The 23489-nt window shown below is 66.7% G+C and carries 22 protein-coding genes and 2 riboswitches; of the genes, 5 read left to right on the top strand and 17 right to left on the bottom strand.

Features of this window, described 5'->3' with window-relative positions; all coding sequences use genetic code 11:
• Window positions 1-131: 131 nt before the first annotated feature.
• The 3 genes from CIT39_RS12835 (at window position 132) to CIT39_RS12825 (ending at window position 2761) form a co-directional block, all read left to right on the top strand.
• Window positions 132-1172: an AraC family transcriptional regulator gene (locus CIT39_RS12835; protein ID WP_244607569.1), complete on the top strand. Its 1041-nt coding sequence runs from the start codon at window positions 132-134 to the stop codon at window positions 1170-1172.
• A 106-nt stretch (window positions 1173-1278) separates the two neighbouring features.
• Window positions 1279-1971: an O-methyltransferase gene (locus tag CIT39_RS12830; RefSeq protein ID WP_094974966.1), complete on the top strand. Its 693-nt coding sequence runs from the start codon at window positions 1279-1281 to the stop codon at window positions 1969-1971.
• Window positions 1972-2005: 34 nt separating this feature from the next.
• A complete protein-coding gene (locus tag CIT39_RS12825; protein ID WP_244607568.1) occupies window positions 2006-2761 on the top strand; it encodes a siderophore-interacting protein in 756 nt (251 codons plus the stop codon).
• Window positions 2762-2791: 30 nt separating this feature from the next.
• On the opposite strand, the gene CIT39_RS12820 is transcribed toward CIT39_RS12825, so the two are convergent.
• A complete protein-coding gene (locus tag CIT39_RS12820) occupies window positions 2792-4213 on the bottom strand; it encodes a PepSY domain-containing protein (protein ID WP_094974968.1) in 1422 nt (473 codons plus the stop codon).
• Between the two features lie 12 nt (window positions 4214-4225).
• Window positions 4226-6583, bottom strand: a complete 2358-nt coding sequence (locus tag CIT39_RS12815; protein ID WP_162308477.1) for a TonB-dependent receptor — start codon at window positions 6581-6583, stop codon at window positions 4226-4228.
• 117 nt (window positions 6584-6700) lie between these two features.
• Window positions 6701-6903: riboswitch (cobalamin riboswitch) on the bottom strand.
• A gap of 72 nt (window positions 6904-6975) precedes the next feature.
• On the opposite strand from CIT39_RS12815, the gene CIT39_RS12810 reads away from it, so the two are divergent.
• Window positions 6976-7548: a histidine phosphatase family protein gene (locus CIT39_RS12810; protein ID WP_162308476.1), complete on the top strand. Its 573-nt coding sequence runs from the start codon at window positions 6976-6978 to the stop codon at window positions 7546-7548.
• Here the strand turns inward: CIT39_RS12810 and cobT are convergent.
• From cobT to cbiE, 8 genes are all read right to left on the bottom strand, one after another.
• Entirely contained in the window at window positions 7541-8593 is a 1053-nt protein-coding gene (gene cobT, locus CIT39_RS12805) for a nicotinate-nucleotide--dimethylbenzimidazole phosphoribosyltransferase (RefSeq protein ID WP_094974971.1), read from the bottom strand. The two genes, CIT39_RS12810 and cobT, sit on opposite strands and share 8 nt — an antisense overlap.
• A 10-nt stretch (window positions 8594-8603) precedes the next feature.
• Window positions 8604-9353: a precorrin-6A synthase (deacetylating) gene (gene cobF / locus CIT39_RS12800; protein ID WP_094974972.1), complete on the bottom strand. Its 750-nt coding sequence runs from the start codon at window positions 9351-9353 to the stop codon at window positions 8604-8606.
• Window positions 9354-9399: 46 nt separating this feature from the next.
• On the bottom strand, window positions 9400-10077 hold the full coding sequence (locus tag CIT39_RS12795; RefSeq protein WP_094974973.1) for an energy-coupling factor ABC transporter permease: 678 nt from the start codon (window positions 10075-10077) through the stop codon (window positions 9400-9402).
• A gap of 37 nt (window positions 10078-10114) precedes the next feature.
• A riboswitch (cobalamin riboswitch) is annotated at window positions 10115-10333 on the bottom strand.
• A 45-nt stretch (window positions 10334-10378) separates the two neighbouring features.
• Window positions 10379-11110 (bottom strand): uroporphyrinogen-III C-methyltransferase, encoded by a 732-nt coding sequence (gene cobA, locus CIT39_RS12790; RefSeq protein ID WP_094974974.1) that lies wholly within the window; start codon window positions 11108-11110, stop codon window positions 10379-10381.
• On the bottom strand, window positions 11107-12417 hold the full coding sequence (locus CIT39_RS12785; protein WP_094974975.1) for a cobyrinic acid a,c-diamide synthase CobB: 1311 nt from the start codon (window positions 12415-12417) through the stop codon (window positions 11107-11109). The genes cobA and CIT39_RS12785 overlap by 4 nt, the downstream gene beginning before the upstream one ends.
• On the bottom strand, window positions 12417-13199 hold the full coding sequence (cobM, locus tag CIT39_RS12780) for a precorrin-4 C(11)-methyltransferase (protein WP_094974976.1): 783 nt from the start codon (window positions 13197-13199) through the stop codon (window positions 12417-12419). Before cobM ends, CIT39_RS12785 begins: the two co-directional genes overlap by 1 nt.
• Window positions 13196-13564, bottom strand: a complete 369-nt coding sequence (locus CIT39_RS12775; RefSeq protein ID WP_094975125.1) for a cobalamin biosynthesis protein — start codon at window positions 13562-13564, stop codon at window positions 13196-13198. The genes cobM and CIT39_RS12775 overlap by 4 nt, the downstream gene beginning before the upstream one ends.
• Window positions 13561-14742, bottom strand: a complete 1182-nt coding sequence (gene cbiE / locus CIT39_RS12770; RefSeq protein ID WP_094975124.1) for a precorrin-6y C5,15-methyltransferase (decarboxylating) subunit CbiE — start codon at window positions 14740-14742, stop codon at window positions 13561-13563. The genes CIT39_RS12775 and cbiE overlap by 4 nt, the downstream gene beginning before the upstream one ends.
• Before the next feature lie 10 nt (window positions 14743-14752).
• Between cbiE and CIT39_RS12765 the strand changes: the two genes are divergently transcribed.
• Window positions 14753-15499: a cobalt-precorrin-6A reductase gene (locus CIT39_RS12765; protein ID WP_094974977.1), complete on the top strand. Its 747-nt coding sequence runs from the start codon at window positions 14753-14755 to the stop codon at window positions 15497-15499.
• On the opposite strand, the gene cobJ is transcribed toward CIT39_RS12765, so the two are convergent.
• From cobJ to CIT39_RS12730, 7 genes are read right to left on the bottom strand one after another with little or no spacing between them, the layout of a single operon-like run.
• The gene (gene cobJ, locus CIT39_RS12760) at window positions 15478-16209 is read right to left on the bottom strand and encodes a precorrin-3B C(17)-methyltransferase (RefSeq protein WP_094974978.1); all 732 of its coding nucleotides are present in this window, start codon (window positions 16207-16209) and stop codon (window positions 15478-15480) included. The genes CIT39_RS12765 and cobJ overlap by 22 nt on opposite strands.
• Window positions 16206-16937 carry a precorrin-2 C(20)-methyltransferase gene (locus tag CIT39_RS12755; RefSeq protein ID WP_094974979.1) on the bottom strand — a complete coding sequence of 244 codons (732 nt, stop codon included), beginning with the start codon at window positions 16935-16937 and terminating at the stop codon, window positions 16206-16208. The genes cobJ and CIT39_RS12755 overlap by 4 nt, the downstream gene beginning before the upstream one ends.
• Before the next feature lie 2 nt (window positions 16938-16939).
• Window positions 16940-17569: a precorrin-8X methylmutase gene (locus CIT39_RS12750; protein WP_094974980.1), complete on the bottom strand. Its 630-nt coding sequence runs from the start codon at window positions 17567-17569 to the stop codon at window positions 16940-16942.
• A complete protein-coding gene (cobG, locus tag CIT39_RS12745) occupies window positions 17569-18732 on the bottom strand; it encodes a precorrin-3B synthase (RefSeq protein WP_094974981.1) in 1164 nt (387 codons plus the stop codon). Before cobG ends, CIT39_RS12750 begins: the two co-directional genes overlap by 1 nt.
• Window positions 18729-21977 carry a cobaltochelatase subunit CobN gene (gene cobN, locus CIT39_RS12740; RefSeq protein ID WP_094974982.1) on the bottom strand — a complete coding sequence of 1083 codons (3249 nt, stop codon included), beginning with the start codon at window positions 21975-21977 and terminating at the stop codon, window positions 18729-18731. Before cobN ends, cobG begins: the two co-directional genes overlap by 4 nt.
• A complete protein-coding gene (gene cobW / locus CIT39_RS12735) occupies window positions 21977-23026 on the bottom strand; it encodes a cobalamin biosynthesis protein CobW (RefSeq protein WP_094974983.1) in 1050 nt (349 codons plus the stop codon). Before cobW ends, cobN begins: the two co-directional genes overlap by 1 nt.
• A complete protein-coding gene (locus CIT39_RS12730; RefSeq protein ID WP_094974984.1) occupies window positions 23023-23397 on the bottom strand; it encodes a DUF1636 family protein in 375 nt (124 codons plus the stop codon). Before CIT39_RS12730 ends, cobW begins: the two co-directional genes overlap by 4 nt.
• Between the last annotated feature and the right edge of the window lie 92 nt (window positions 23398-23489).

Below are 23489 nucleotides of genomic sequence, written 5' to 3'. Positions count from 1 at the left end.
ACGGCAGAGTGCATCGCACCACGGATTTTTCCGCGCAAACCGCCACGGCCGTTGCACTGCGATCCCAGCGACTAAAATCGTCTGTCTAATTTGCAGGCGATCGAACGGCGTTGCGCAGGGTTCGGATGCCCATGAGCTATGCACGGCGGGCGGCTCAGCCTTTCTTTATTGTACGGTCAGTAAGCGAGGATATCGTCCGGTCCGATCGATGGGCGAAAGCGCAGCCATCCGTTGGGACGAACTGGTTAGAAACCATCGAGATTAGGGCGACCTGCGTTGAAAGTCGCGATCACGGGCCAGATATTGCCTGGACCAGCCAGTCCTCTGCGGATCCCCCATCGCCTGCCATGCCCTTCTTCAGGATCAACGATGACCAGATGAACCCCGATGATCTCGGGGATTTCGATCCCGAGACCGTGCCGCGCGCCGTCGCCGCTTTCGGGGGTCACATGGTCACCAAGGGCATGGAGCTGGCCATGCACGCGCATCGCAAGGACGAGCTCGTCCTGACCATGCGCGGCCTCGTCAGGCTGGAGGCTGGACACGGCGTCTGGATCGTCCCGCCGCGTTGTGCGGTGTGGATTCCCGGTCATGTTCCGCACAGCGTCAGCGTCGCCGGCGACGTCGAGATGCACTGCCTGTTCGTCGAACCGGATGCGGTGCCCGCGTTGCCGCAGCAATGCTGCACACTGACGATCTCGCCCTTGCTCGAGCGTTTGCTGGTGCATGCCACCCATATGCCGGTCATGTACGATCTCGACGGCGCCGACGGCAGGATCGCCGCGGTACTGATCGACCAGCTGTCTCTTGCGCCCGCCGAAGAGCTGCGCTTTCCCATGCCGGCCGACGCCAGGCTGCGCCGGATCGCGAGCGCGATGATGACCGATCCTTCCGATCGCGCGACGATCGAGGACTGGAGCCGGCGCATGGCCGTTGCTCCGCGCACCCTCACCCGCATCCTCCGACGCGAGACCGGCATGAGCTTCGGCCGCTGGCGCCAACAGCTCCATATCTTGATCGCGCTTCAACGTCTCGACCAGGGCGCATCGGTCCAAGCCGTTGCGCTGGATCTCGGCTATGAGAGGGCCAGCGCCTTCGTCACCATGTTCCGCAAGGCGCTGGGCAAGCCGCCGGCGCGATATCTGGCCGAACGCCGCGTCGGCGCACACTGACCGGAATTCGCAATCGATTGTCCCGTTCGCGGAATGCGGTCTGAGGGACCATCTCGTATCCAGGCTCCGAAGCGCCCGGCGGGCGCATTGCAAGGAGCCGACCGACATGGATTCACTCAGCAAGGGCGTCGTCGCCGAATTCCTCCATCGTCTTCACCAGGAAGCGGAGGTCGCCGACGGCCCCCTGATGCAAGCCTTCGCGAACGAAGCGAACAGCCGTGACGAGATCATCAGCAAGGCCATCGCGGCCGAGAGCCGCGATCTGAACGAAGTCTATCGCGGATTTGCGGACAATTTCCTGAGCGTCTCTCCGCAGTTCGGACGCTTCCTCTACATGTGCGTCCGTGCCCGCAAGGCAAGGCGCATCGTCGAGTTCGGCTCCTCAATGGGAATTTCCGCGATCTACATGGCGGCGGGCCTGCGCGACATCGGTGGCGGGCGCCTGATCGGGACCGATCTCGAACCCGGCAAGATCGAGCGGGCACGGGCGAACGTTGCCGCCGCGGGGCTCGCCGACCTCGTCGAGTTCAGGCACGGCGATGCGCGCGAAACGCTCAGCTCCGGCCTAGGCGGCGAGATCGACATGGTCATGCTCGACGGAGCATTTACTCTCTATCTTCCAATTCTCAAGCTGCTGGAACCACATCTGAAGCCGGGCGCCGTCATCGTCGGCGAGAACGCGCTCGAGGAAGCCTCGGGCTATATCGACTACGTGCGCGATCCCGAGAACGGCTACCTCTCCCTGTCTCTACCGTTCGATCCGGGACGTGGCAACGAATTCACGATCAGGACCAGATGATCGGCGCGATGGTGAAACTGCGATGGAGCCAAACTTGAACGAGCCAGCTCACGAGCCACAGACGTCCGAGCCATCGCGGGCACCGCAGGGACGGCTGACGCGGATGTTGCTGCGATGGCTGATGCGTCCTGCGCGCGTTGCCGGCATCGAGACGCTCTCGTCCCGCTTCCGGCTTGTCGAGCTCGAAGGCGAAGCGCTCGGGAACGTCGCCTGGACGGCCGGCGAGAAGATCCAGGTCGCGATGGGCTCGGGCCTTAGCGCGCGCACCTATACGCCGATGTCGTGGGACGCCGGCAACGGCAGAATGCGGCTGCTCGCCTTTGCCCATGGCGATGGCCCCGGCAGCCGCTGGGCCAGCGGTCTGCGCGAAGGTGACACCTGCCAGTTCTTTGGTCCTCGCCGTTCACTCGACCTTACCGACCTCGGAGCGCCCATCGTTCTGTTCGGCGATGAAACCTCGTTCGGCCTTGCAGCCGCGTTGCGCGACAGCCTGCGGGCCGGCGGCGCGCTCCATCTGTTCGAAGCCACTGATATCGCGGAGTCCAGACCGGTGCTGGACTCCATCGGCCTCGGCGAGGCCAGATTAATCGCACGCAGTGCGGATGGTACCCATCTTGCATCCGCGGAATCCGAGCTGCTTCGCCTTGGCGCAAACGGCGCGCAGTTCGTCCTGACCGGCAAGGCATCCTCGATCCAGCGCGTCGGCCGCGCCTTGAAGGCCGCCGGTGTCGCATCATCGCGGATCAGGGCAAAAGCCTATTGGGCACCAGGCAAGAGCGGCCTGGACTAGAGAGGAGCCGATGTAACGGCCGGCCGTCGGTCAGGACCGCAGACGCCGCCAGCCAATCGCGATCCCGGTGACGGAGAACACCAGCCCCAACGCACATAGCCCGACGATCAGGACATCGCGCAGACGCGGATGCGCCACCAGAAACGGAAAATCCAGCGTGTGGAGCGCGCGATAGACCCAGCGGTAGGTCCGCCGCGAGGCATCCAGCCTTTGCAGCACGCTGCCATCGGCGCCGTCGATATCGAACCAGATGTCGCCGCAGCGCGAGCGGTACACCGGCGCGCCCGGAATAGCCGATTGCGCGGCGTAATCGTCGTTGCCCGCAAGAACGGACGGCACGCCACAGCCGGCAGCGAGGCGCGCCACCAGACTCTGGATCTCACGCCTATCCAGAAATCCCGCTGGTCCGTCGCGGGGCGCGTCCCCTGCCTTGATCAAGACTTGACGGTCAAGGCTCACCCGATCGCGCCGGTAGACAGTGCCGTTGATGGCAAACCATTCGATCTCCCGAGCCGAGGGTGATATCGGCTGCCGATCAGGCAAGGAGGCAGCCGTCCAATCGGGCAATGCGTTCATCACGCCTGACTCGGCGGCGGTCAATTGCCCCCGCGAGAACAGCCGGCCGTGATCCATCGAGAGCCAGCCGCTGACACTCCATGTCAGCACGAACATTGCTGCCGCAAGGCCAATGACGTGATGCAACGCGTGCCAGCCACGATAGGGCGAGGATATCCGGCGCCCGCGCAGCTTCACCCGCGCGATCCCGAGCACCGCACCAAGCATCGCCGCGATCAAGGCCAGCAATGACAGCGTCCAGACGACGCGATCCCACAGGGACCAGTTGCTTCTCAGGACCGTCGGATAAATCCAGTGCAGCACACTGCCGGCCCAATTCCAGCCCCGTTCGCGCCGCCCTGTGTCCAGGACGATCTCGCCGGTGGACGAGGAGACATAGACTTCCCTCCCCGCAGCATCGCCGAGAGCCACCCGAAACAGCGGCCGGTGGCGATCGAAGCCGTTCGGCACGCTCCACTGATCATAGTCCGAATGCGCAACGACCGCAGCCCGCGCGGCATCGAGCCCGCGATTGCGCGCGTGCTCCCTCGCGATGGCAAGCGCGGTATCGGCAATTGCAACCGACGCATCCCCTCCGTCGGAGGCGCGCACCGCGCGCACGCGCGAGGGTCCCGAGACGATGTAGACCGCGGCATCGCTCCGCTGGATCAACCGGACGCGCACGACGCCGGCGACCTCGCTCGCAGCGACCGCCTCCGCAACCGGGATCCTCGCCGCTCCGCGATCCACCGGAGCAAGACCGGCAAACCGTTCCGCTTCCGTCAGCGACGGAAACGGAACGAAGTGCATCACGATCCCCGTCGCGAACCACATCGCGAACAGCAGGCAGAACGCGATCCCGAGCCAGCGATGCACCAGGACGATCGCGCTCATCATGTGATCAGCGCCCTACCATTTGAACGCAGCCGAGAGCTCATAGGTGCGCGGCGCTCCCAGGAGGATCTGGTCGGGATAGAACGGATCGCCCCAGATCGCGTAGCGCTTGTCGGTGATGTTGCGGACACGGAAGGTCAGGCGGGCCCGGTCGACCGCGTTGAACACCGTCTTGGGGATGTCGACGAAGGCGTAGACGTCGGCCACCGTGTACGCCTTCATCGTCACGACATTGGCATCGGTGTTGTAGCGGTCGCCAACATGGCGGCCGGTGATGCCGAGCTCCACCGGCCAGGGCGTGAAGAATCGCCAGGACGCGCCGGCATTGGCCACAATGCGCGGCACGTTGGGCGGCGTATTGCCGGAGAACGAGCCGCCGGCGAAATCGTAATCGGCATAGCGCGCATCGACATAGGCGATGTTGCCCCACAGACGCAGCGGATCGATCGGACGGACCGAAGCGGCAAGCTCGACGCCCTTCGATTCCTGTCGCCCGGCGATATTGAGCGCCATGCCGCCGGCCGCGGCATAGACGTTCTTGCGCACGATGTCGTAGGCCGAGAACGACCACTCCGCCCTGTTGTCCCAGAACAGGTGCTTGACGCCGGTCTCGTAGGTGCGCGCGGTGGTCAGATCCAGATTCTGCGTCGGCAAGAGCAGAAAGATGTTGTTGGCCGAGATATCCGCGCCGGTAGCGTATTGGCTGAAGAAGGTCAGGCCGGGCACCGCCTCCCAAGTGTAGCCGATCCGGCCCGTCACAGGCGCCCAATCCTTCGTGTACGGGAAGTCCGGTTTCACGAGACCGCTCTTGTCGGTTGAGTTGCGATCGAGACCGATGTGCTCGACGCGCAGGCCGCCGACCAGCGCGAAGGTCCGCGTCAGCTTCAGCCGGTCCTCGAACGAAAGCGCCTCATTGTCGATGCGCGCGGTCTGCTGCTGCGTCGTCAGCAGGCCGTAAAAGCCACGGTTGGGATCGACCAGCGAAACGGAGTCGCCGGGAAAGTTTGCAGCGCCCGGCCTGACGAAATCGAGATAGCTCGACGACAGCGTCGTGACCAGGCGATTGTAGAAGCCTGCGATATTGGCGTCCCAGATCAAATCGGTGATGTTACCAACGAGGCGCTGGCTGTGCGCGACATAGAAGCGCTCGCGATCGACCAGGTTCGTGGTGGAATTGAAGGCCTCGATTTCGTTGTTGAACCAGGTGCGCTCCGCGCCGTAACCATACGCCTGACTTTTCAGCGTCAGGTCCGGCGCCAGCTTCAGCTCGAATCCGCCGCGCAGCCACACCTCCTGCGCGACGTTACGGTTGTCGAGGACGTTGTAATTGGTGTTGAGGGTGCGGTCGTCGATGGTCACCGCGCCGAGGTTGGTTTTGTTGTAGTTCGAGACGTAATTGCCCGAAACGATCCCACTCGTCGCATGCGAACCGCTATAGGCGATCGGCACAAGCGGCGCGCCCCAATAGGCCTTGGAGCGGTCTTCGCGATACTCGATCGCGCCCCACACCTTGAGACTGTCGGAGATGCGATAGTTGAGCTGGCCGGAGACGTCGAGCATCTTGGTATTGGTATCGTCGACAAAGCCGTTGAGCGAGGAACGGCTGATATCGAAGCGGTAATCGAGGCCTTGAACGTTGGTGCTGCCGCCCGAGCCGTAATGCGCGCGGAACGAATTCAGCGAATCCCAGGAGAAATCAGCTTCGTTCCGGATCGGTCCCGTATGCGGCTGCCTGGTGACGAAATTGATCGCGCCGCCGGCGGCGCCCTCGCCCGAGATCAGCGATGCCGGGCCTTTCAGGAATTCCACCGCCTCCAGATTGGCGGTGTCGGTGATCCGCGAGGTCATGTTCTGCGGACCGATCTTGATGCCGTTGTAGAGCGTATTGATCTGGCTGTTGGTGAAGCCGCGCATGGAGAACGCCGCGGGTTCGGCCGGATTGTCGCCGGAAGTGACGCCGACCGCACCCTGCGCCACATCCGATACGGTGCGATAACCCTGCTCGCGCATGATCTCGGCCGAGATCACCTCGACGGTCGCGGGTATCTCGCGCACCGTCAGGCCAAGCCGCGAGGCGCTTTCGGCCACGGCGTTGCTGTTGAGCGGCGTCGGGGGCGCCTCAGTCGGCACGACGGGCTTCGGCATCGCTGCTGCGGTTGCCGGCCTGCGCGCAGCCGCGCGGCGCGGGCTCTGCGCGTCCCGACCGGCCGGCCTGGCCTGCTTGCGGGATTGGGCCGGCGACACTTCGACCGGCGGCAGGGGCTCACGGGCTTGCTGCCCCAGCGCGGCGGGCAGATCGAGAGCGGCAAGAGATGTGAGCGCGGCGGACGCGAGCAGAAAGCGACGCGGTCGTACGATACGGATGGAAGACACGGTTTTGGGACCTCGGTATGACGTCAGTGGCACGTCACAGCGAACGAGGTCTCACCTTCTGGCTCTTCAGCCGTCCGATGAAGCCGAATGTCTGTACTCCCCGACCGACATCTTCGCGTGTGACCACGGCTGACGGCAGGTCTCCTGGCTCGCGGGTCGTGACCACTTCGTCGCCTTCCCGGGACCGAGCACCCCAGTGGCTTCTGACGAAGGATTCACCGCTTACAGTTGCGGGGGCAGCCACGGCGTTGGGGACAATATCCCCGCACCGTATTCCCTTTTCATCCCCTCTCGGGGAAACCGTCGCGAGCATCTAGGATTACCATCACAACAGAGTCAATGTGCCAGTTGCGGCGTTATTGCCACAACGACCAACTTCCTTGGAGATGAGCATGGAAGGCGAGACCTTCCTCTGGCTGATAAGGCACGCGCCGGTCGAGGGCGTCACAGGCACCATCCACGCTGCCGACGCGCCGGCAGATCTCGGCGATCGCGCCCAATTGGATGCCGTGCGACGGCGTCTGCCGCCGGATGCCGCGAGCTATGCCAGCCCCTCACGGCGCACGGTCGAGACGGCGCGCGCGCTGGGGCTCGAACCGGAGTTGATCAGCGAATTCCGCGAGCAGGATTTCGGCGACTGGACCGGCCATCGACACGACGAACTCAGTGCCACCGGCGACGATGCCTATGCGCAGTTCTGGAATGATCCGGCGAACGCACGGCCGCCGGGCGGCGAGAGTTTTGCGGACCAGGTCGCGCGTGTCCGGTCGGGTCTGTCGCGGATCGGCGCCGGATCGGCCACGCTCGTCGTGCATTCCGGCACCATCCGCGCCGCGCTCTGCATCGCGTTGGATCTGACACCGCAGGCTGCCCTGCGCTTCGTGATCGATCCGCTATCGCTGACCCGGATCGATCGCCTTGCGAGCGGCTGGCGCGTCGTCTCCGCCAATCAGCGGATCAGCTAGGCCTGTCAGGCACATTGGCCTGCGCAAAGGTCGCCATGTCGTTGTGGAGCGCGCAGGCGAGCCGAACCAGCGGCAGCGCAATGGCCGCGCCCGATCCCTCTCCGAGCCGGAGATCGAGGCTGATCAACGGCTGCACGTTCAGCGCGCGCAACACCAGCCGGTGTCCCTGCTCCGCAGATTGATGCGACGGCAGCAGAAACGGCTGGCACGATGGGTTGAGTCGCGCCGCTGCGAGCGCCGCCACCGATACGATGAAGCCGTCGATCAAGACCGGGATGCGGCGCTGCGCGGCCGCGATGATCGCACCTGATATCGCTGCGATCTCCAGGCCGCCGACGGCGCACAGAATTTTTTCGGCCGAGGCGCTCGCAACGCCGTGGCGGGCTATCGCCGCATCGATCACCCGCGCCTTGTGCGCGCGGCCGGCCGCATCGACCCCGGTCCCGCTGCCCGCGATCTCCTCGGCGCTCACGCCAAGCAGGCTTGCGGCGATCGCAGCCGAGGTCGTCGTGTTGCCGATCCCCATCTCGCCGAAGATCAGGAGATCAGGTTGATGGGCTGCCGCACGTGCGACCGCGCGCTGGCCGGCCTCGAGCGCAAACGCCAGCTCGGCGGGTGCGAGCGCGGCCTCGACGCTGAAATCGCGCGTGCCGTGGCGCGGCTTGTCGGTGACGATTCCCGCCATCTCGTCCTGCGCCAGCGTGCCGGCGTCGACCACTTCCAGGCTCGAGCCGAGCTCGCGCGCCAGCACGGAGATCGCGGCACCGCCGGAGGCAAAATTCGCCATCATCGCGATGGTCACTCCTTGCGGATACGCCGATACGCCCTGCGCGACGATGCCATGGTCGCCGGCGAAGATGATGATCGGCACAAGCGCCGCACGCGGCCGCTCGGTCGCCTGCAAACCGGCGAGCTCGATCGCGAGCTGCTCCAGCCGGCCGAGCGCACCGGTCGGCTTTGTCAGTTGCGCCTGCCGCGCAATCGCCGTCTCGCGATGCGCGGCGGAGATTTCGGGGCAGTTCTTGGTAACCCATTCCGGGAGCATGCTGCCTCGCTCAACGCGCGCGCTTGAGAATGTAACTGTCCATGATCCAGCCATGCCGCTCGCGCGCCTCCTGGCGCGCCGCGACGATGCGCGGGCCAACCTCGGCGAGCGCCCCGGACATGACGATCTGGTCGGGCATGCCGAGATATGCGCCCCACCAGATCTGCAAGCCTTCCGGGTCAAGCACTTGAAACGCCGTGCCGCCGTCGAGCATCACTACCACGGTATCGACACCTTGCGGCCAGCCGCCTTCGCGCAAGCGCCGTCCCGTCGTGACCAGAAAGGGCTCGCCGATATCGTTGAGCGGGAGCGCATGCGCCGCGCACAGCGCCTGGATCGAGGTGATGCCGGGCACGACCTCGATGTCAGGCAAGGGATCGAGCCGCCGCGCAATGCGCAATGAAGAATCATAGAGCGACGGATCGCCCCAGATCAGCAGCGCAACCTTGCCCTCGCCTGCGAGATGCTTTGCGATCGTCTGCGACCAGGTCGCGGCAACCGCATCGTGCCAATCGTCCACGCCCTTGCGGTAATCGGCTTCAGCAGCGTCGCGCACGGGAAGATCGAATTCAGCGATGGCTGTCTTGTCGCTGGTGAGCACGTCCGCGCAAATCGTCCGCCTGAGATCGGCGAGATCCGACTTCGCCGTTCCCTTGCGCGGGATCAGGACGAGATCGGCGGCGTTGATCGCTTGCACAGCGGCGCGCGTGAGCTGGTCGGGATCGCCGCAACCGATGCCTATCAGGGAGAGCGTGAGCATCGCGAACGCGACGGGCGGCCTTGCTGGCCGCCCGTTCGCTTGTCTCTCAGGCCGCGTTGTGCAGGCGCGGAGTGACGAGGCCGGACGCGGTGACGCCGCGCAACGACTTCGCCAGCGCCAGCACGGCGAGATCGGCGAGCGGCTCGATCACGATAACCAGCGCGTAAGAAGCCGCAAACGTCGCGATGCTCGCGAGGTTGCTCATCGCAAAGCCCGAACCGTAAAGCGCCCAGAACGCCACCCAGGCGATGACGCCGGCCTGGTAGGTCGTCGAAAGCGCCAGCGCCTGTCGATATTTCAAATCAACATAGGCGGTGTTGCGCGAAATGGTCCGCGTGGCGATCGCCTGGATCGCGAACAGCGGCACCAGCAGCGTCGTGACGTTCATGCCATATTGGGGGATGTCAGCGGGCTCGAAGAACACGCCCTGGAGCAGGAGACCGAAAGCAAGGCCGAAGGCGGCGGGCGCCGCGCCGAACAGCAGGAACAATGTCGAGCCGAGAATGAAGTGCACTTCGGAGACACCGACCGGGAAGTGCGGCAGGATCTCGAAGAAGACGAAGACGAGGACCGTGGTGGCGAGCGTCCGCGCCGCAAACGACGTGACGCCCTGCTCACGCACGGTCTCGACCGCGAGCTTCAGCGCAACGCCGCCTGCGGCGATGCCGGTTGCGTAACTCAACACGAGCTTGGCGCCCGTCACTAGACCGGGTTCGATATGCATGGCTCAGTTCCTTCCTGCCGTTACACCCGACGGCCTTGGCCTCAAAACGCGCACGGCCGGTCTCCTGGCTCGCGGTTCGCTGGGTTCTCCGGCCTTCCCGAACCTTGCGGCCCAGTGGCTGATCGGAGTCCCTCACCGCTTACAGTCGCGGGGGCGGCTGGGGTTTTGAGCGCCGCAACTGGGTCCGCCCACCCCCATTCCCGATTATGCTCCGGCGCTTTGCGCCGCGTTGAGCACCATGCCCCTCCTGTGTGCCCCTTTCGTCGAGCCGGCGTCAAGGGGCGACCGCCTGCCGGGGCGATCATGACGAATAATCCCCCGCCAGCGCGCCGAACAGGATCACCGCGGCGGTCGAAGGAGCGCCGCCGCGGGCAAGCTGCTCGGCGAGTTCGGCAATGGTGGTGCGCACCAGCCGCTCGTCGGGACGACCGAGGGACTCGGCGACCAGCGCCGGGGTGTCCGCGGCGAGGCCCTGCGCGACCAATTTTGCGACAAGCGCCGGAAAGGTGCGTCGGCCCATATAGACCACCGTCGTCGCCTCCGGATCGGCCAGCGCCGCCCAATTCAGATTCGGCGGCAACTCCCCGGTGACATCGGCCCCGGTCACGAACTGCACCCGTCGCGAGGTGTGACGCCGTGTCAGGGGAATGCCGGCCTGTGCCGCCGCGGCGCAGGCCGAGGTGACGCCGGGAACGATCTCGTAGCCGATGCCCGCTTCGTGCAGCGTCTCCAGCTCTTCTTCGAGCCGGCCGAAAATGCCGGCATCGCCCGACTTGAGCCGCACCACGCGCACCCCTGTTGCGGCATAGTCGACCAGCAGGCGGTTGACGTGATGTTGCTTGGTCGAGGCACGCCCTGCCCGTTTCCCCACCGCGACGAGATTGGCGCCGGGCCGGGCGAGATCGAGGATCGCGCCGGAGGCAAGATCGTCATAGAGCACGACGTCGGCCTCGCGCAGCCGCGCGGCGCCCTTGAGCGTGAGCAGTTCGGGGTCGCCCGGTCCGGCGGAGATGAAGGAGACGAAGCCGCTCACCGATCCTCCGCGATCAGATGGAAGAACGTACCGGTGGCGTGGCCGCGCCGCGAGCCGGTTTCGGCAATGACCGCGCCGGTCGCATCATGCACCACGGCCAGCGGCATGTCAGGCTGCGCGACGATCGTTGAATAGTGGAATTCGTGGCCGCGCAGGCGTGCGCCGGGGCGGTGTCCCGGCATCGGCGCGGCGAGTTCGGCCAGACGATAACCGAGATGCATGCGGCGCTTGGCAAAGCTCGTCTCCAGGCCGAGCAAGCCCGTCATCTCGTGGCGGACACCGTCCGCATCGGTCAAAGCGGTGCCCAGCACCATATAGCCCCCGCATTCGCCGTGCACCGGTCGCGTTTCGGCGAAGGCGCGCAGGCCGCTGCGAAAATGCGCATTGGCCGCGATCTTGCCGGCATGGAGCTCGGGGTAGCCGCCGGGGAGCCAACACACATCGGCGCTCGCGTCAGGCGCTTCATCGGCGAGCGGCGAGAACGTCGAGATCTCCGCGCCCGCCCCGCGCCAGGCTTCCAGCATATGCGGATAGACGAAGGAAAACGCGGCATCGCGGGCGAGCGCGATGCGTTGCCCCGGCGGCGTCACGTTCAGGCCGTTCACGGCAGGTTGCGGCGACCAGCTGGCCGCAGATCGCAGCACCGCATCGAGGTCGACATGCTCGGCGACGAAGCGCGCGGCCTCGTCGATCAGCTTGCCGATCTCGGCCTGCTCTTCGGCTTGCACCAGGCCGAGATGCCGCTTCGGCAGGCTGATCTCGGCATGGCGCGGCAGCGCGCCGAACACGGCAATCCCGGCCTCGTTGAGCGCATGCCGCACGAGATCTTCATGACGCGGGCTGGCGACACGATTGAGCACGACGCCGGCAAGCTTCAATCCGGGGCGATAATCGCGGAGGCCCGCGGCGATAGCCGCCGCCGTCTGCGCTTGTCCGGAAGGGTCGATCACCAGCACCACGGGCCAGCCCAGCATCTCTGCGATATCGGCGGTGGCGCCGGTGCCGGAAACGCCGCGGGCGGCGACACCGTCGAACAAGCCCATCGAGCCCTCGGCGAGCACGACATCGGCATCCACGCCGCGGCTGACGAGATGGGCGATTGCCCCGCGGTCCATCGCCCAGCTGTCGACGTTGACGGAGGCGCGGCCCGTGGCTGCGGCGTGGAAGGCGGGATCGATGTAATCAGGACCGCTCTTGAAACACTGCACGTTCAAGCCGCGATGACGCCAGGCGCGTGCGAGCGCCAGCGTCAGCGTGGTCTTGCCGACGCCGGAGGCCGGTGCGGAGATGACGAGGCCTGCCGCCATCACGAGGCCTCCGGGAAGCGCGGCTCGGCGCCGACCGGCCGATAGCGGCGGTCGTAATCGGCAGCATAAAGGCGGCTCTCGTCGAAATCCGCAGCTTCCAGCGTCTTGCCGACCAGGATCAGCGCGGTGCGCTCCATCTCCGCGCCAACGGCAGCATCGAGTGTTGCAAGCGTGGCACGGACGATGCGCTGGTCCGGCCAGCTCGCGCGCCAGACGATCGCGACCGGGCAATCCGCGCCGTAATGGGGCGTGAGCTCGGCGACGACATTGTCGAGCAGATGGATCGAGAGATGGATCGCGAGCACCGCGCCGGTCGCGGCAAATGCCGCCAGCTTCTCACCCTCAAGCATCGCGCTGGCGCGGCCCGGCGTGCGCGTCAGCACCACCGTCTGGGCAAGCCCGGGCAGCGTCAGCTCGACCTCGAGCGCCGCCGCAGCAGCCGAGAAAGAGGGAACGCCGGGCGTGACCGTGTAGGGAATGCCGAGCGCGCGCAGGCGGCGAAGCTGCTCGCCCATCGCCGACCAGATCGAGAGATCGCCGGAATGCAGCCGCGCCACATCCTTGCCCGCCTCATGCGCGGCGGCGATCTCGGCGATGATCTCGTCGAGTGACAGTGGCGCGGTATTGACGACACGCGCGCCGGGCGGGCAATGCGCCAGCACGCCCTCCGGCACCAGCGAGCCGGCATAGAGGCAGACCGGGCTGGCGGCGATCAGGTCGCGCCCGCGCAAGGTCAGCAAGTCAGGCGCGCCCGGTCCTGCGCCGATAAAGTGCACCGTCATGCGCCGTCTCCTTCGGCGATCGCGGCGGTCGCCGTGCGATCCTGCGAGACGACGCGTGTCGCAATCAGCCGCGCGCGAGGACCAGCGGCCGCGAGCGCCGCAGCCTCGGCGACCGATCCGGTCCCGAACTTCTCGGTGACGAATTTCGACTGCGTCAAGGTATCGACGCTCGCAAGGACGTCGGCCGGAACAGCCTTGACCGGCACGCCGCACTCACGTGCGAGCTGCAGCAACGGCTCCGCATCGGCCTTGTCGCTGACCGTCGCTATCGCTGTGAGGCCTTCAGGGCCACCTGCTGCGAGTAAAGCTTCGCGCAACGAAGCCAGCGTGACTTCCTTCCTGAAGCCGAGTCCAGCGACCTTCATCGGACCGCCCTCCACTGCACCACTGGCCGTACCGCATCCCATGACCGGTAGCGGCCGAGCGGCGCGGCATGCGCGATCTCGACTCGCATCAGCTCGCCGCCATGGCGCTGGTGAAGCTCGCCAAGCAGCGCTTCCGTCTCCAGCGTCACGGTATGCGCGACCAGCCGTGTGCCGGACGGAAGCCGCGACCAGATCGCATCGAACATCGCGCTGTCGAGACCACCGCCGATGAAGACCGCATTCGGCGCTTCGAGTGCCGCAACAGCTTCGGGCGCCCTCCCTGTGACGACGGCGATCCGGTGCGAAAGTCCAAACGCCGCTGCGTTGCTGTGGATGTTTGCGACGCGATCCTCGCGCGCCTCGATCGCGGTCGCCGTCCCGCCGCACAGCGCCCACTCGACCGAGATCGATCCCGAACCGGCGCCGATATCCCAGAGACGTTCGCCCGGACGCGGCGCCAGCGCCGAGAGCGCGAGCGCGCGCACCGGGCGCTTGGTGATCTGGCCGTCGTGAATGAACAGATCGTCGGGCAAACCCGAGCTACGGGGAATGCCCTGCGTCCCGATCAGCAATAACGCGACCGCAACAAGATCTCCGGTCATATCCTCGGCAAAGAGATCGACGCGATGCTGGTCAATGCATTCCCGTGGCCCGCCCAGCGCTTCGAGCGTCCACAACAGCGAGGCGCCCCATCCGCGCTCAGTCAACCATTTCGCGAGGTCTCCGACCGCAGCTGCGTCGCGTACCAGGCAGATGATGCGTGCCTCTCGCACCAAATGCGGCATCAGACGTTCGAACGGCGCCGCATGAAGCCCGATGCAGGTCACGGACTCCAGGCGCCAGCCGAGGCGCGCTGCAGCGAGGGAGAAAGTCGACGGGGCCGGATGCGCGATCCATTCGTCGCCACCGAGTTTCTCGGCGAGAACCGCGCCTGCGCCATGCCAGAACGGATCCCCGGAGGCGAGCACCACCGTCGACCGGCCGCGGCAATTTAGAACGACATCCGCATCGAACGGCACCGGCCATCGGCGGCCCCGGCTGCCGACATCGGCGAGCGCAAGATGACGTTCGCCGCCAAACACGATTTCTGCCGAAGCAAGCGCCTTCCGGCTTGCATCGGACAGCCCGGCGAGGCCATCTTCGCCGATACCGATGATCGTCAGCCAGGGATCAGCCAAGGAATCAGCCATGACGCGCGCGCTCATACTGGGCGGAACGGCCGATGCGAGCCTGCTCGCAGCGGAGGTCGCGCGCGCCGGGCTTGGCGCCGTCTATTCCTATGGCGGCCGCACCCGCGCGCCTGCCGATCAGCCGCTGCCGACCCGCATCGGCGGCTTCGGCGGCGTGAGTGGGCTTGCCGACTATATCCGCAGTGAAGGCATCACGCATGTGATCGATGCGACGCATCCTTTCGCCGCGGAGATAAGCCGCAATGCGGTCGCGGCGTGCGCGCAGACCAGCACGCCGCTGATCGCACTGGAGCGCGCGCCCTGGACCAAAGCGCCCGGCGACAATTGGATCGAGGTGACCGATGTCAGCGCCGCAGCTGACGCGTTGTCCGAGGCGCCCGCAAAAGTGTTTCTCGCCATCGGCCGCCAGCATATCGCACCGTTCGCGGCGAAGCCGCAGCACACCTACACGCTGCGTTTCGTCGATCCGCCGGACGCACTCCTGCCCTTCGCTGCCGATGTGGTCGTGTCGCGCGGGCCGTTCTTGCTGAACGGTGAGCTGGAGATGATGCGGGAACGCGGCATCGGCTGGATCGTCGCCCGCAATTCCGGCGGCGCCGGCGCGCGTGCCAAGATCGACGCGGCCCGCGTGCTCGGCCTGCCGGTGATCATGATCTCGCGACCGGAGCTGCCCGAACGCCGACGGGTCGAGAGCGTCACTGAGGTGATGCAGTGGCTCGGTCATCAGACCCGCCTCGGCGCATAGACCCAGTGGCCAACACGGCGCGTCTGCGAATTCCCGACGATCACCAGCGTGCGCATATCCGCCATCTCCGGGGTCGCGTCGTTCAGCGTCACGGTCACGATCTTCTCGTCGGCAGCGCTGATCGCGCGTGCAAAGATCACGAGGCGCTCACCGCAGCCTGCCTCTTTCAGCACTGCGAGCGCGCGGCCGAATCCTTCCGGCCGGCTTGCCGAGCGCGGGTTGTACATCGCAATGGAAAAGTCGGCTTCCGCCGCCAGCCGCAGGCGCTTCTCGATCACGGCCCACGGCTTGAGATTGTCGGAGAGATTGATCGCGCAGAAATCATGGCCGAGCGGCGCGCCTGCGCGCGCGGCCGCTGCCAGCATCGCCGTGATGCCCGGCAGCACGCGGATCGAAAGATCCCGCCATTGCGGCGCCTGTTCGAGTGCCTCGAACACCGCGGAGGCCATCGCAAAGACGCCGGGATCGCCGGAGGACACGACGACGACCTGCCCGCCTTCGGACGCAAGCCGCAAAGCCTCGCTCGCGCGCTGCAGCTCCTCGCGATTGTCGGAAGGATGCAGCTTCAGCCCCGGCCGCGGCGGCACGCGCGCAACGTACGGCGCGTAGCCCAGAATGTCGGTCGCCGACGCCAGCGCAGCCGTGACCTCGGGCGTCACCAGCGCATCACTGCCCGGCCCGAGGCCCGCGATGGTCAACGTGCCCGTCATTCGGCGGCGTCCAGGTGCCGGCCCTTGCCGTGGACCAGCACGATCGCGAAATAAGGACAGTCGCCGCCGTCGACCTCGGCGAGCCGCACCACCCGCTCGCCCGGCATGGTGCCGCGCTCGACCAGCCAGGCATCGTCGAGCCGGCCGGCGGATGCGAGCGCGCGCCGCACCTTTGCAAGATTGCGGCCGGTCTTCATGACGACGAGCGCATCGGAATCGCGCATGTGCCGCTCGAGCTCGGCTTCGGGAAGCGTCCCCATCAGCACGGTCGTCACGTCATCGCCCAGCGCGATCGGCTGTCCGACCCCGTTCCAGCAACCGACCATGCCGGGAATGCCCGCGATCACCTCGATCTCGACGCGACCTTGCAGGCGCGTGTGCAGATGCATGAAGGAGCCGTAGAAGTAGGGATCACCCTCACACAGCACGACGACGTCGACTGCGCGCGAAAGCCGCACCAGGCGCTCGGCCCATTCGTCGTGGAAGCCGGCAAGCAGTTGGACATATTCCACGCTGTCGAACGCAATCTCCGTCGTCACAGGATATTCCATGGGATATTCGGTGACATCAGGCGCCAACATGCCTTCGACGATGCGCCGGGCCTGGCCCGGCCGGCCCTTCTTGCGGAAGTAGGCGACGTGCCTGGCGGCGCGCACGGTGCGATCGGCACGCACGCTCATCAGATCAGGATCGCCGGGGCCGAGACCGCAGCAGATGATGCGTCCCATCGCTATTCGCTCCGGCTCGCCAGCGCATTCACGGCGGCAACCGTGATCGCGGAGCCGCCGAGGCGGCCCTCGACGGTCAGCGCCGGCACCGGCGGATCCGCCATCAGCGCGGCCTTGGATTCGGCGGCACCGACGAAGCCGACAGGACAGCCGATGATCGCCGCGGGCCGCGGGCAATCGCGGTCCTCCAGCATGTTGAGCAGATGAAACAGCGCAGTCGGCGCATTGCCGATCGCAACGATCGCACCATCGAGATGCTGCCGCCACAGTTCCAGCGCCGCAGCCGAGCGGGTGTTGCGCATGGATTGCGCCAGCGCGGGCACGGTCTCGTCACCAAGCGTGCAGATGACGGCGTTCGCGGCGGGCAGTCTTGCGCGCGTAACCCCTTCCGAGACCATGCGCGCATCGCACAGGATCGGCGCGCCTCTCAGCAAGGCGGCGCGCGCAGCCGTCGCCATGCCGGGCGTGAAGCGGATATGCGCCTCCAGGCCGACCATGCCGGCGGCATGGATCATCCGCACCACCACCGGTTCCTCATCCGGCGTGAAGCGGCCAAGATCGGCCTCGGCTCGGATCGTCGCGAAGGACTGCCGGTAGATCGCCGCGCCGTCGGTCTCGTAGGTGTGCGGCATCAATGCCCTCCCACCAGGATCGAGGGATCGCTCACGATGTCGGCGCCGTTCAGGCCGCGCAGCACCGGCTCGTCGCGGATCGAGCCGTCACGGACGAGGTCGAATCCGGCGCGGGTCGCAACCAGTGTCACCGCGGCCGTGCCGGAATGGGCACAGCCCTTGCCGCAGCCGGAGACGTGGAGCCACGTATCGACGCCAATGCGCGGCGCGAGCGCCGCTGCGAGCGCGCGCGTATCGGCATGGGCCTCGCGGCAGCGCGGCGCGCCGCTGCAGGCGATGACGCGAAGCGCGGGATCAAAGGGCTCGGTGATCAGGCCCGGCGCGCTCGGCATCTCGCGCTTGCCTTCGCTGAGCACCATCCGCCAGGGCGTCATGCGCAGCGCATGTCCGCAACCGGCGAACTGCTGCAGTGTCGTATGCAGCATCTGTCCGAAAGCGAGGCCGACCATCGCGCCTTGCGGATAGTGCCCGGGCCGCGACGCGGCCATCACCGGCGCGGGCTCGGTCTCGCCTCGCAGCGATTGAGGCAATGCCGCGCCGGAGGCGATATGGGCCGCCATGCGCCCTCGCCCGCCCGTCGCGCCGCCGGAGGCCAGGAACCAGCTTGCAAGCGCGAGCGCCGTGCTCACGGCGTCTCCACGTGCGACGGAGCGCCCGAGCTTTGCGCCGTCGGCTCGCACCAGGAGATGGCCTGTGCGATCGCGCTCGATCCGTATGTCGGCGGAATTGCCGGCGAGCACGCGCGAGGTCCCGTCGTCGATGGCGAAGCCGAATTTCGTTGGAAGCGCGAGTGAGCTATCCCCGAGCACTTCTTCGAGTTCGGCGGCGAGCGATTGAGTCGCGTCGCCAGTGCGCCAGAACGGCGTGACGAGGATGTTGCGTCGGGCTTCCGTGGCCGGATCCGGATCGAGCAGCGCCAATCGTGCAAGGCCGTCGATCAACGGCCGATGGCCTTGCTCGCGGACGCCCCTGATCTGCAGATTGGCGCGGCTCGTCACGTCGATCAGACCATTGCCGTGCTGCCCGGCGAGTTCGGCAAGTCCCGTGATTTGTGGCGCTTCGAGCCGCCCACCGAACGGACGCACGCGCACCACGAGCCCGTCGCCCGAGAGCATCGGGCGCAGCGCGCCGGGACACCAGCCCTTGACCGTGGCCGCACTCATGAGGCCTCCCGCAACGCTGCAGCAATCGAATTGCGGCGCGTTTGCCAGAGCGCCGCATCGTGCAGGCGCGCAAAGCAGGTTTCCATCGCCGCGAGTGCGGACGGATTTTCACGCGCCATGAAGGCGCGGACGTCGTCATTGCCGAGCGTCGCATCGTAGTAGAGATCGAACAGATGCGGCGGCACGGCGTCCGCGAGATGAGCGAAAGCGGCCATGTGCTCCAGCGTCGCCGTGATCTCGGCGGCGCCGCGAAAACCGTGACGCATCATGCCGGCGATCCAGCCCGGATTGATCGCGCGTGCGCGGACGACGCGCGAGATTTCCTCGGTCAAAGTGCGCGCGTGGGGCTGCTCGGGACGCGTCGCGTCGAGGTGATAGAGCGATGGTCGCGCCGCGCCGAGATGCGCAGCCGCCGCCGCTACACCGGCTTCATGTGCGGCATAGTCGGCCGCGAGCAGCAGATCGGTTTCCGGCAAGTCCTGAACGTGGACAAAGCCATCGGCCGAAGCGAGGCGCTGCTCGATGCCGGCGCGATTCGGCTGCATCTCGCCGTCGGCCGAAAACGCCCATGACGATGCCGACAACCAGGCTTCGCCTGCGGCCTCGCGCGTCTCCGACGTGAAGTCATCCGGGATCGCCGAGAGGCCAACGCCGTATTGTCCGGGACGCGGGGCGAACACGCGGGAGGCGCGGTGGCGGTACGGATTCTCGTCGCCCTCCTCCTCGCGCGCCGCAAGCGCTTCGGAGGCGGCCTCGAACAATAGCGCAAGGCCCGAGAAGACGTCGCGGAACAGGCCGGACACCCGCAACGTCACGTCGATGCGGGGACGGCCAAGCTCGGCCGGGGTGACGATGTAGTAACCGGTGACCCGGCCGGAGGCGTGATCCCAGCGCGGCGCAAGGCCGGCCAGATGCAGCGCCATCGCAAATTCCTCGCCGGCCGTGCGCATCGTCGCCGAGCCCCAGAGATCGACCACGAGCCCCTTCGGCCAATCGCCATGATCCTGCAAGTGACGGCGCAGCAGCTCTTCCGCAAGCTTGATGCCCTGCGCATGCGCCGACGGCGTCGGCACGGCGCGCGGGTCGACGGCGAAGAGATTGCGTCCCGTCGGCAGCACGTCCTGACGGCCGCGATAGGGCGAGCCCGAAGGCCCCGGCGCAACGCGCTGCCCTGCGAGTGCGGCACATAGCGCATCCCGCTCCGCATCGCCGCAGGCGCCGCGGCCGAACACATGCAGGCCGTCGCCGTACTGGCTCTCCTTGAGATCGCAGACGAAGCGGTCGATACGTGGAATCGCTTCGGCCGGTACGGCCGACGCATCGAGACCGAGATCGTCTTCAAGGCCCACCGCGCGCGCCTCGTCGCGGATCGCGCCAATCAGCCGCTGGCGGCGCGCGGGATCGAGACCATCGGCGGTCGAATATTCGTCGAGCAGGCGTTCGAGCCGCCGCAATCCCTCGGGCACAGCCGATGTTTCCAGCGGCGGCGGCAGATGGCCGATAGTGACGGCCGCTAAGCGCCGCTTGGCCTGCGCGGCCTCGCCGGGATCGTTGACGATGAAAGGATAGATCACCGGCAGATCGCCGATCACGGCTTCCGGCCAGCACTGTGAGGAGAGCGCGACGGATTTTCCCGGCAGCCATTCCAGCGTCCCGTGTGCGCCCATGTGCACGACGGCATCACACGCCTGCTCTCGGAGCCAGAGATAGAACGCGACATAGCCATGGCGCGGCGTGCGGGCGAGATCGTGATAATCGCTATCGCGCGCGACCGCATCGCCGCGCTCGGGCTGGACCGCGACAATCGAACGGCCGCATGCGACAGCCGCGAAGTGGAACTCGCCATTGCGGCAACACGGATCACTCTCCGGCGCACCCCAGGCTTGCGCGAGATCATCCTGTAATGCTTGCGGCAGCCGCGCGAGCGCAGCACGATAGTCTGCGACGTTCCAGGTCAAGCTCTGCTTCAGCAGCGTGTCGCCAAGTGCGTGGACCGGCGTGACATCGTAGCCGGCTGCCGCCAGATCGGACTCCAGGGCTTCGACCGAAGCCAGCGCATCGAGCCCGACGGCGTGCGCGATCTGGTGCGGTCGCCCCGGATAGTTCGAGAGCACGATCGCAAGCCGCTTCTCGGCAGCCGGCGTCTCGGCGAGCCGCCGCCAGGCCGCGACGCGGGCGGCGATGGCCTTCACGCGCTCTTCATCCGGCCCGTGCGCCAGATGCGAGAATTGCAGATCGGGATCGCGCTGCGCGGCCGATTTGAAACTCACCACGCCCGCGAACAGCCGGCCGTCGACCTCGGGCAGCACCACATGCATCGCGAGATCGCCGGGCGACAGGCCGCGCAAGGACTCCACCCAGTCTTCGCGCCGGGCCGACGAGAGCGCGACCTGGAACACCGGACATGACGCGGCGTCGAACGGCGTCGTACCATCGTCACCCAGGGCTGAGAACGCCGTCGCATTGACGATTGCGGCCGGAGGATTTTGCGCGAGATGCGCCCGCAACCAGTCGGCGACACCTGGAGCCTTCAACGAGGTGACGAACACGCCGCAGGCATCAAAGCCGCGCTCGCGCAGCGCTGCGATCAGCGCATCGACCGGGCCGGTATCCGCCGCTGTGAGGTAGGAGCGATAGAACGTCACCAACGCGCGCGGCTTGCCGTCACCGCCCACCGGCGCAGCAACGACACCGCGCGCCGGATCGTAGAAGCCCATCTCAGGAACGGCCGTCTCGCCGATCACGGGCCCTGCATAGAGGCCCGAGGCCAGCGCAAGCTGCGCAATCGCCGCTTGCGCAGCCACCGGGCCACCGGTGTCGCAGAGCACCTTCAGCCGGCGCAGCGTCGAGACCGGCAGCGTCGAATACGCATCGAGCCGCGTGTCGTCGCGGCCGTCGGCCGGCAGCACGGCCAGCACGATATTGCGATCCTTGGCGAGTTGCTGAAGAGCCGCGAGGCCATAGGACCAATAGGACTCGCCGCCGATCAGGCGAACCAGAATGCCGCGCGCCTGCGACAGCGTGCGCTCGATATAGGTGTCGACCGACAGCGGATGACGCAATTCCGCGAGATTAGCGAGCCGCAGCGTCGGCAGGCTGTCGCGGCCGCGCCGCCAACCGGCCGCGAACGCCGCAAGATCGGAATCCGAATACGAGAGCACCACGAGATCGGCCGGGTCCTGGCCGATGTCCCTTGGCGTCGCGGTCTCCTCGAGACCGCGGCTCTCGCGGAAAACGACGTGCATCAGATGCCAGACCCTGAAAGACCAAGTCCTGACCTGATCGCGGCCTCGTCGATATCGCCGCGCTCGCCGATCACGACGAGCTTCGACTGCCTGGTGCCCGCCCCCCATGGCTTGTCGTACTGGTGGCGCACGCGCTCGCCGACCGCTTGCAACAGCAACCGCATCGGCTTACCCGCGACCGCGATATAGCCCTTGGCGCGCAGCACGTTCTGCTCGCGCGCCAGACGCTGGACGGATGCGACCAGTGCGTCGATGTCGGTGATTTCAGGAAGATCGATCACCACGGAGTTGAAATCATCATGCTCGTGCTCCTCCTCGCCATCGTGATGCGAGGGACGCGCGGCGAGATCGTTCTCCGCGGCAGCGCCGAGGCCGAGGATGAGGCGCGCATCGATCGCGCCGTCGGTGACGGGCACCATCGGCACACGGCGCGGCATCTCGGCGGTGATCGCGGCCTTGGCGGCTTCGATGCCGGCGGCGCCCGCGAGATCGGCCTTGGTCAGCAGCACGATATCCGCGCAGGCGATCTGGTCCTCGAACACTTCCGATAGCGGCGTCTCGTGATCGAGACTTTCATCGGCCGCGCGCTGCGCTTCGACAGCAATCGGATCCGGCGCAAAGCGACCAGCGGCGACAGCCTCGGCATCGGCGAGCGCGATCACGCCGTCGACCGTGATGCGCGAGCGGATCTCCGGCCAGTCGAACGCCTTCAGCAGCGGCTTGGGCAGCGCCAGGCCCGAGGTCTCGATCAGGATGTGGTCGGGCCGCACCGGCCGCGCCAGCAGTTTCTCCATGGTCGGAATGAAATCGTCGGCGACGGTGCAGCAGATGCAGCCATTGGCGAGCTCGATGATGTTCTCCTCCGGGCAGTTCGCGTCGGCGCAGGACTTCAGGATCTCGCCGTCGACGCCCTCGCTGCCGAACTCGTTGACGAGCACCGCGAGCTTCTTTCCGTTGGCATTGCTGAGCAGATGCTGGATCAGCGTCGTCTTGCCGGAGCCGAGGAAACCGGTGACCACAGTCACCGGGACTTTTGCGAGCGAGCTCATTCGGCGGCCTCCGGCACGACGGCAACAGGGGGAATGCGGGCAAGCGACTGCTTGCGGAAGATTTCCGGTCGGCTGCGCCAGGGCACGAGCCCGTCGGGTGCGGCCGCATAGGCCGCAGCGCCCGCGACCACGTCCTTCGCATTGGCGTCTGAGAGGCGCCCATAAACGTAAGACCACCGGCCCGGCGCGCTCAGTGCCACCGAGCAGCCCTGGCTGCAGGCCGACAGGCATTCGACCGGAACCACATGGACGCCCTCGGGCACGCCGGCCTCGAGGATCGCGCCATGCAGGCGCTTGCCGGGCGTGGTCTCGCCCTCGCCCGGCGTCTCGCCGGCGCGGCAGGTGATACAAACGTGAAGTGTGACGGTCATCGCTCTTCCAGATTAAACGGCGGAGGCGATGAGGCACACGGACCATTCTTCCGAAGGCCCGCTTCCCCGTCGCGGAACACCCCGTCCGCCGG

Origin of the sequence: Bradyrhizobium symbiodeficiens (assembly GCF_002266465.3) — a bacterium.
In the GTDB taxonomy this organism is placed as follows: Bacteria; Pseudomonadota; Alphaproteobacteria; order Rhizobiales; family Xanthobacteraceae; genus Bradyrhizobium; species Bradyrhizobium symbiodeficiens.
The sequence above is the reverse complement of the archived record's forward strand: the minus strand, read 5'-3'. Positions and strand labels throughout refer to the sequence as shown.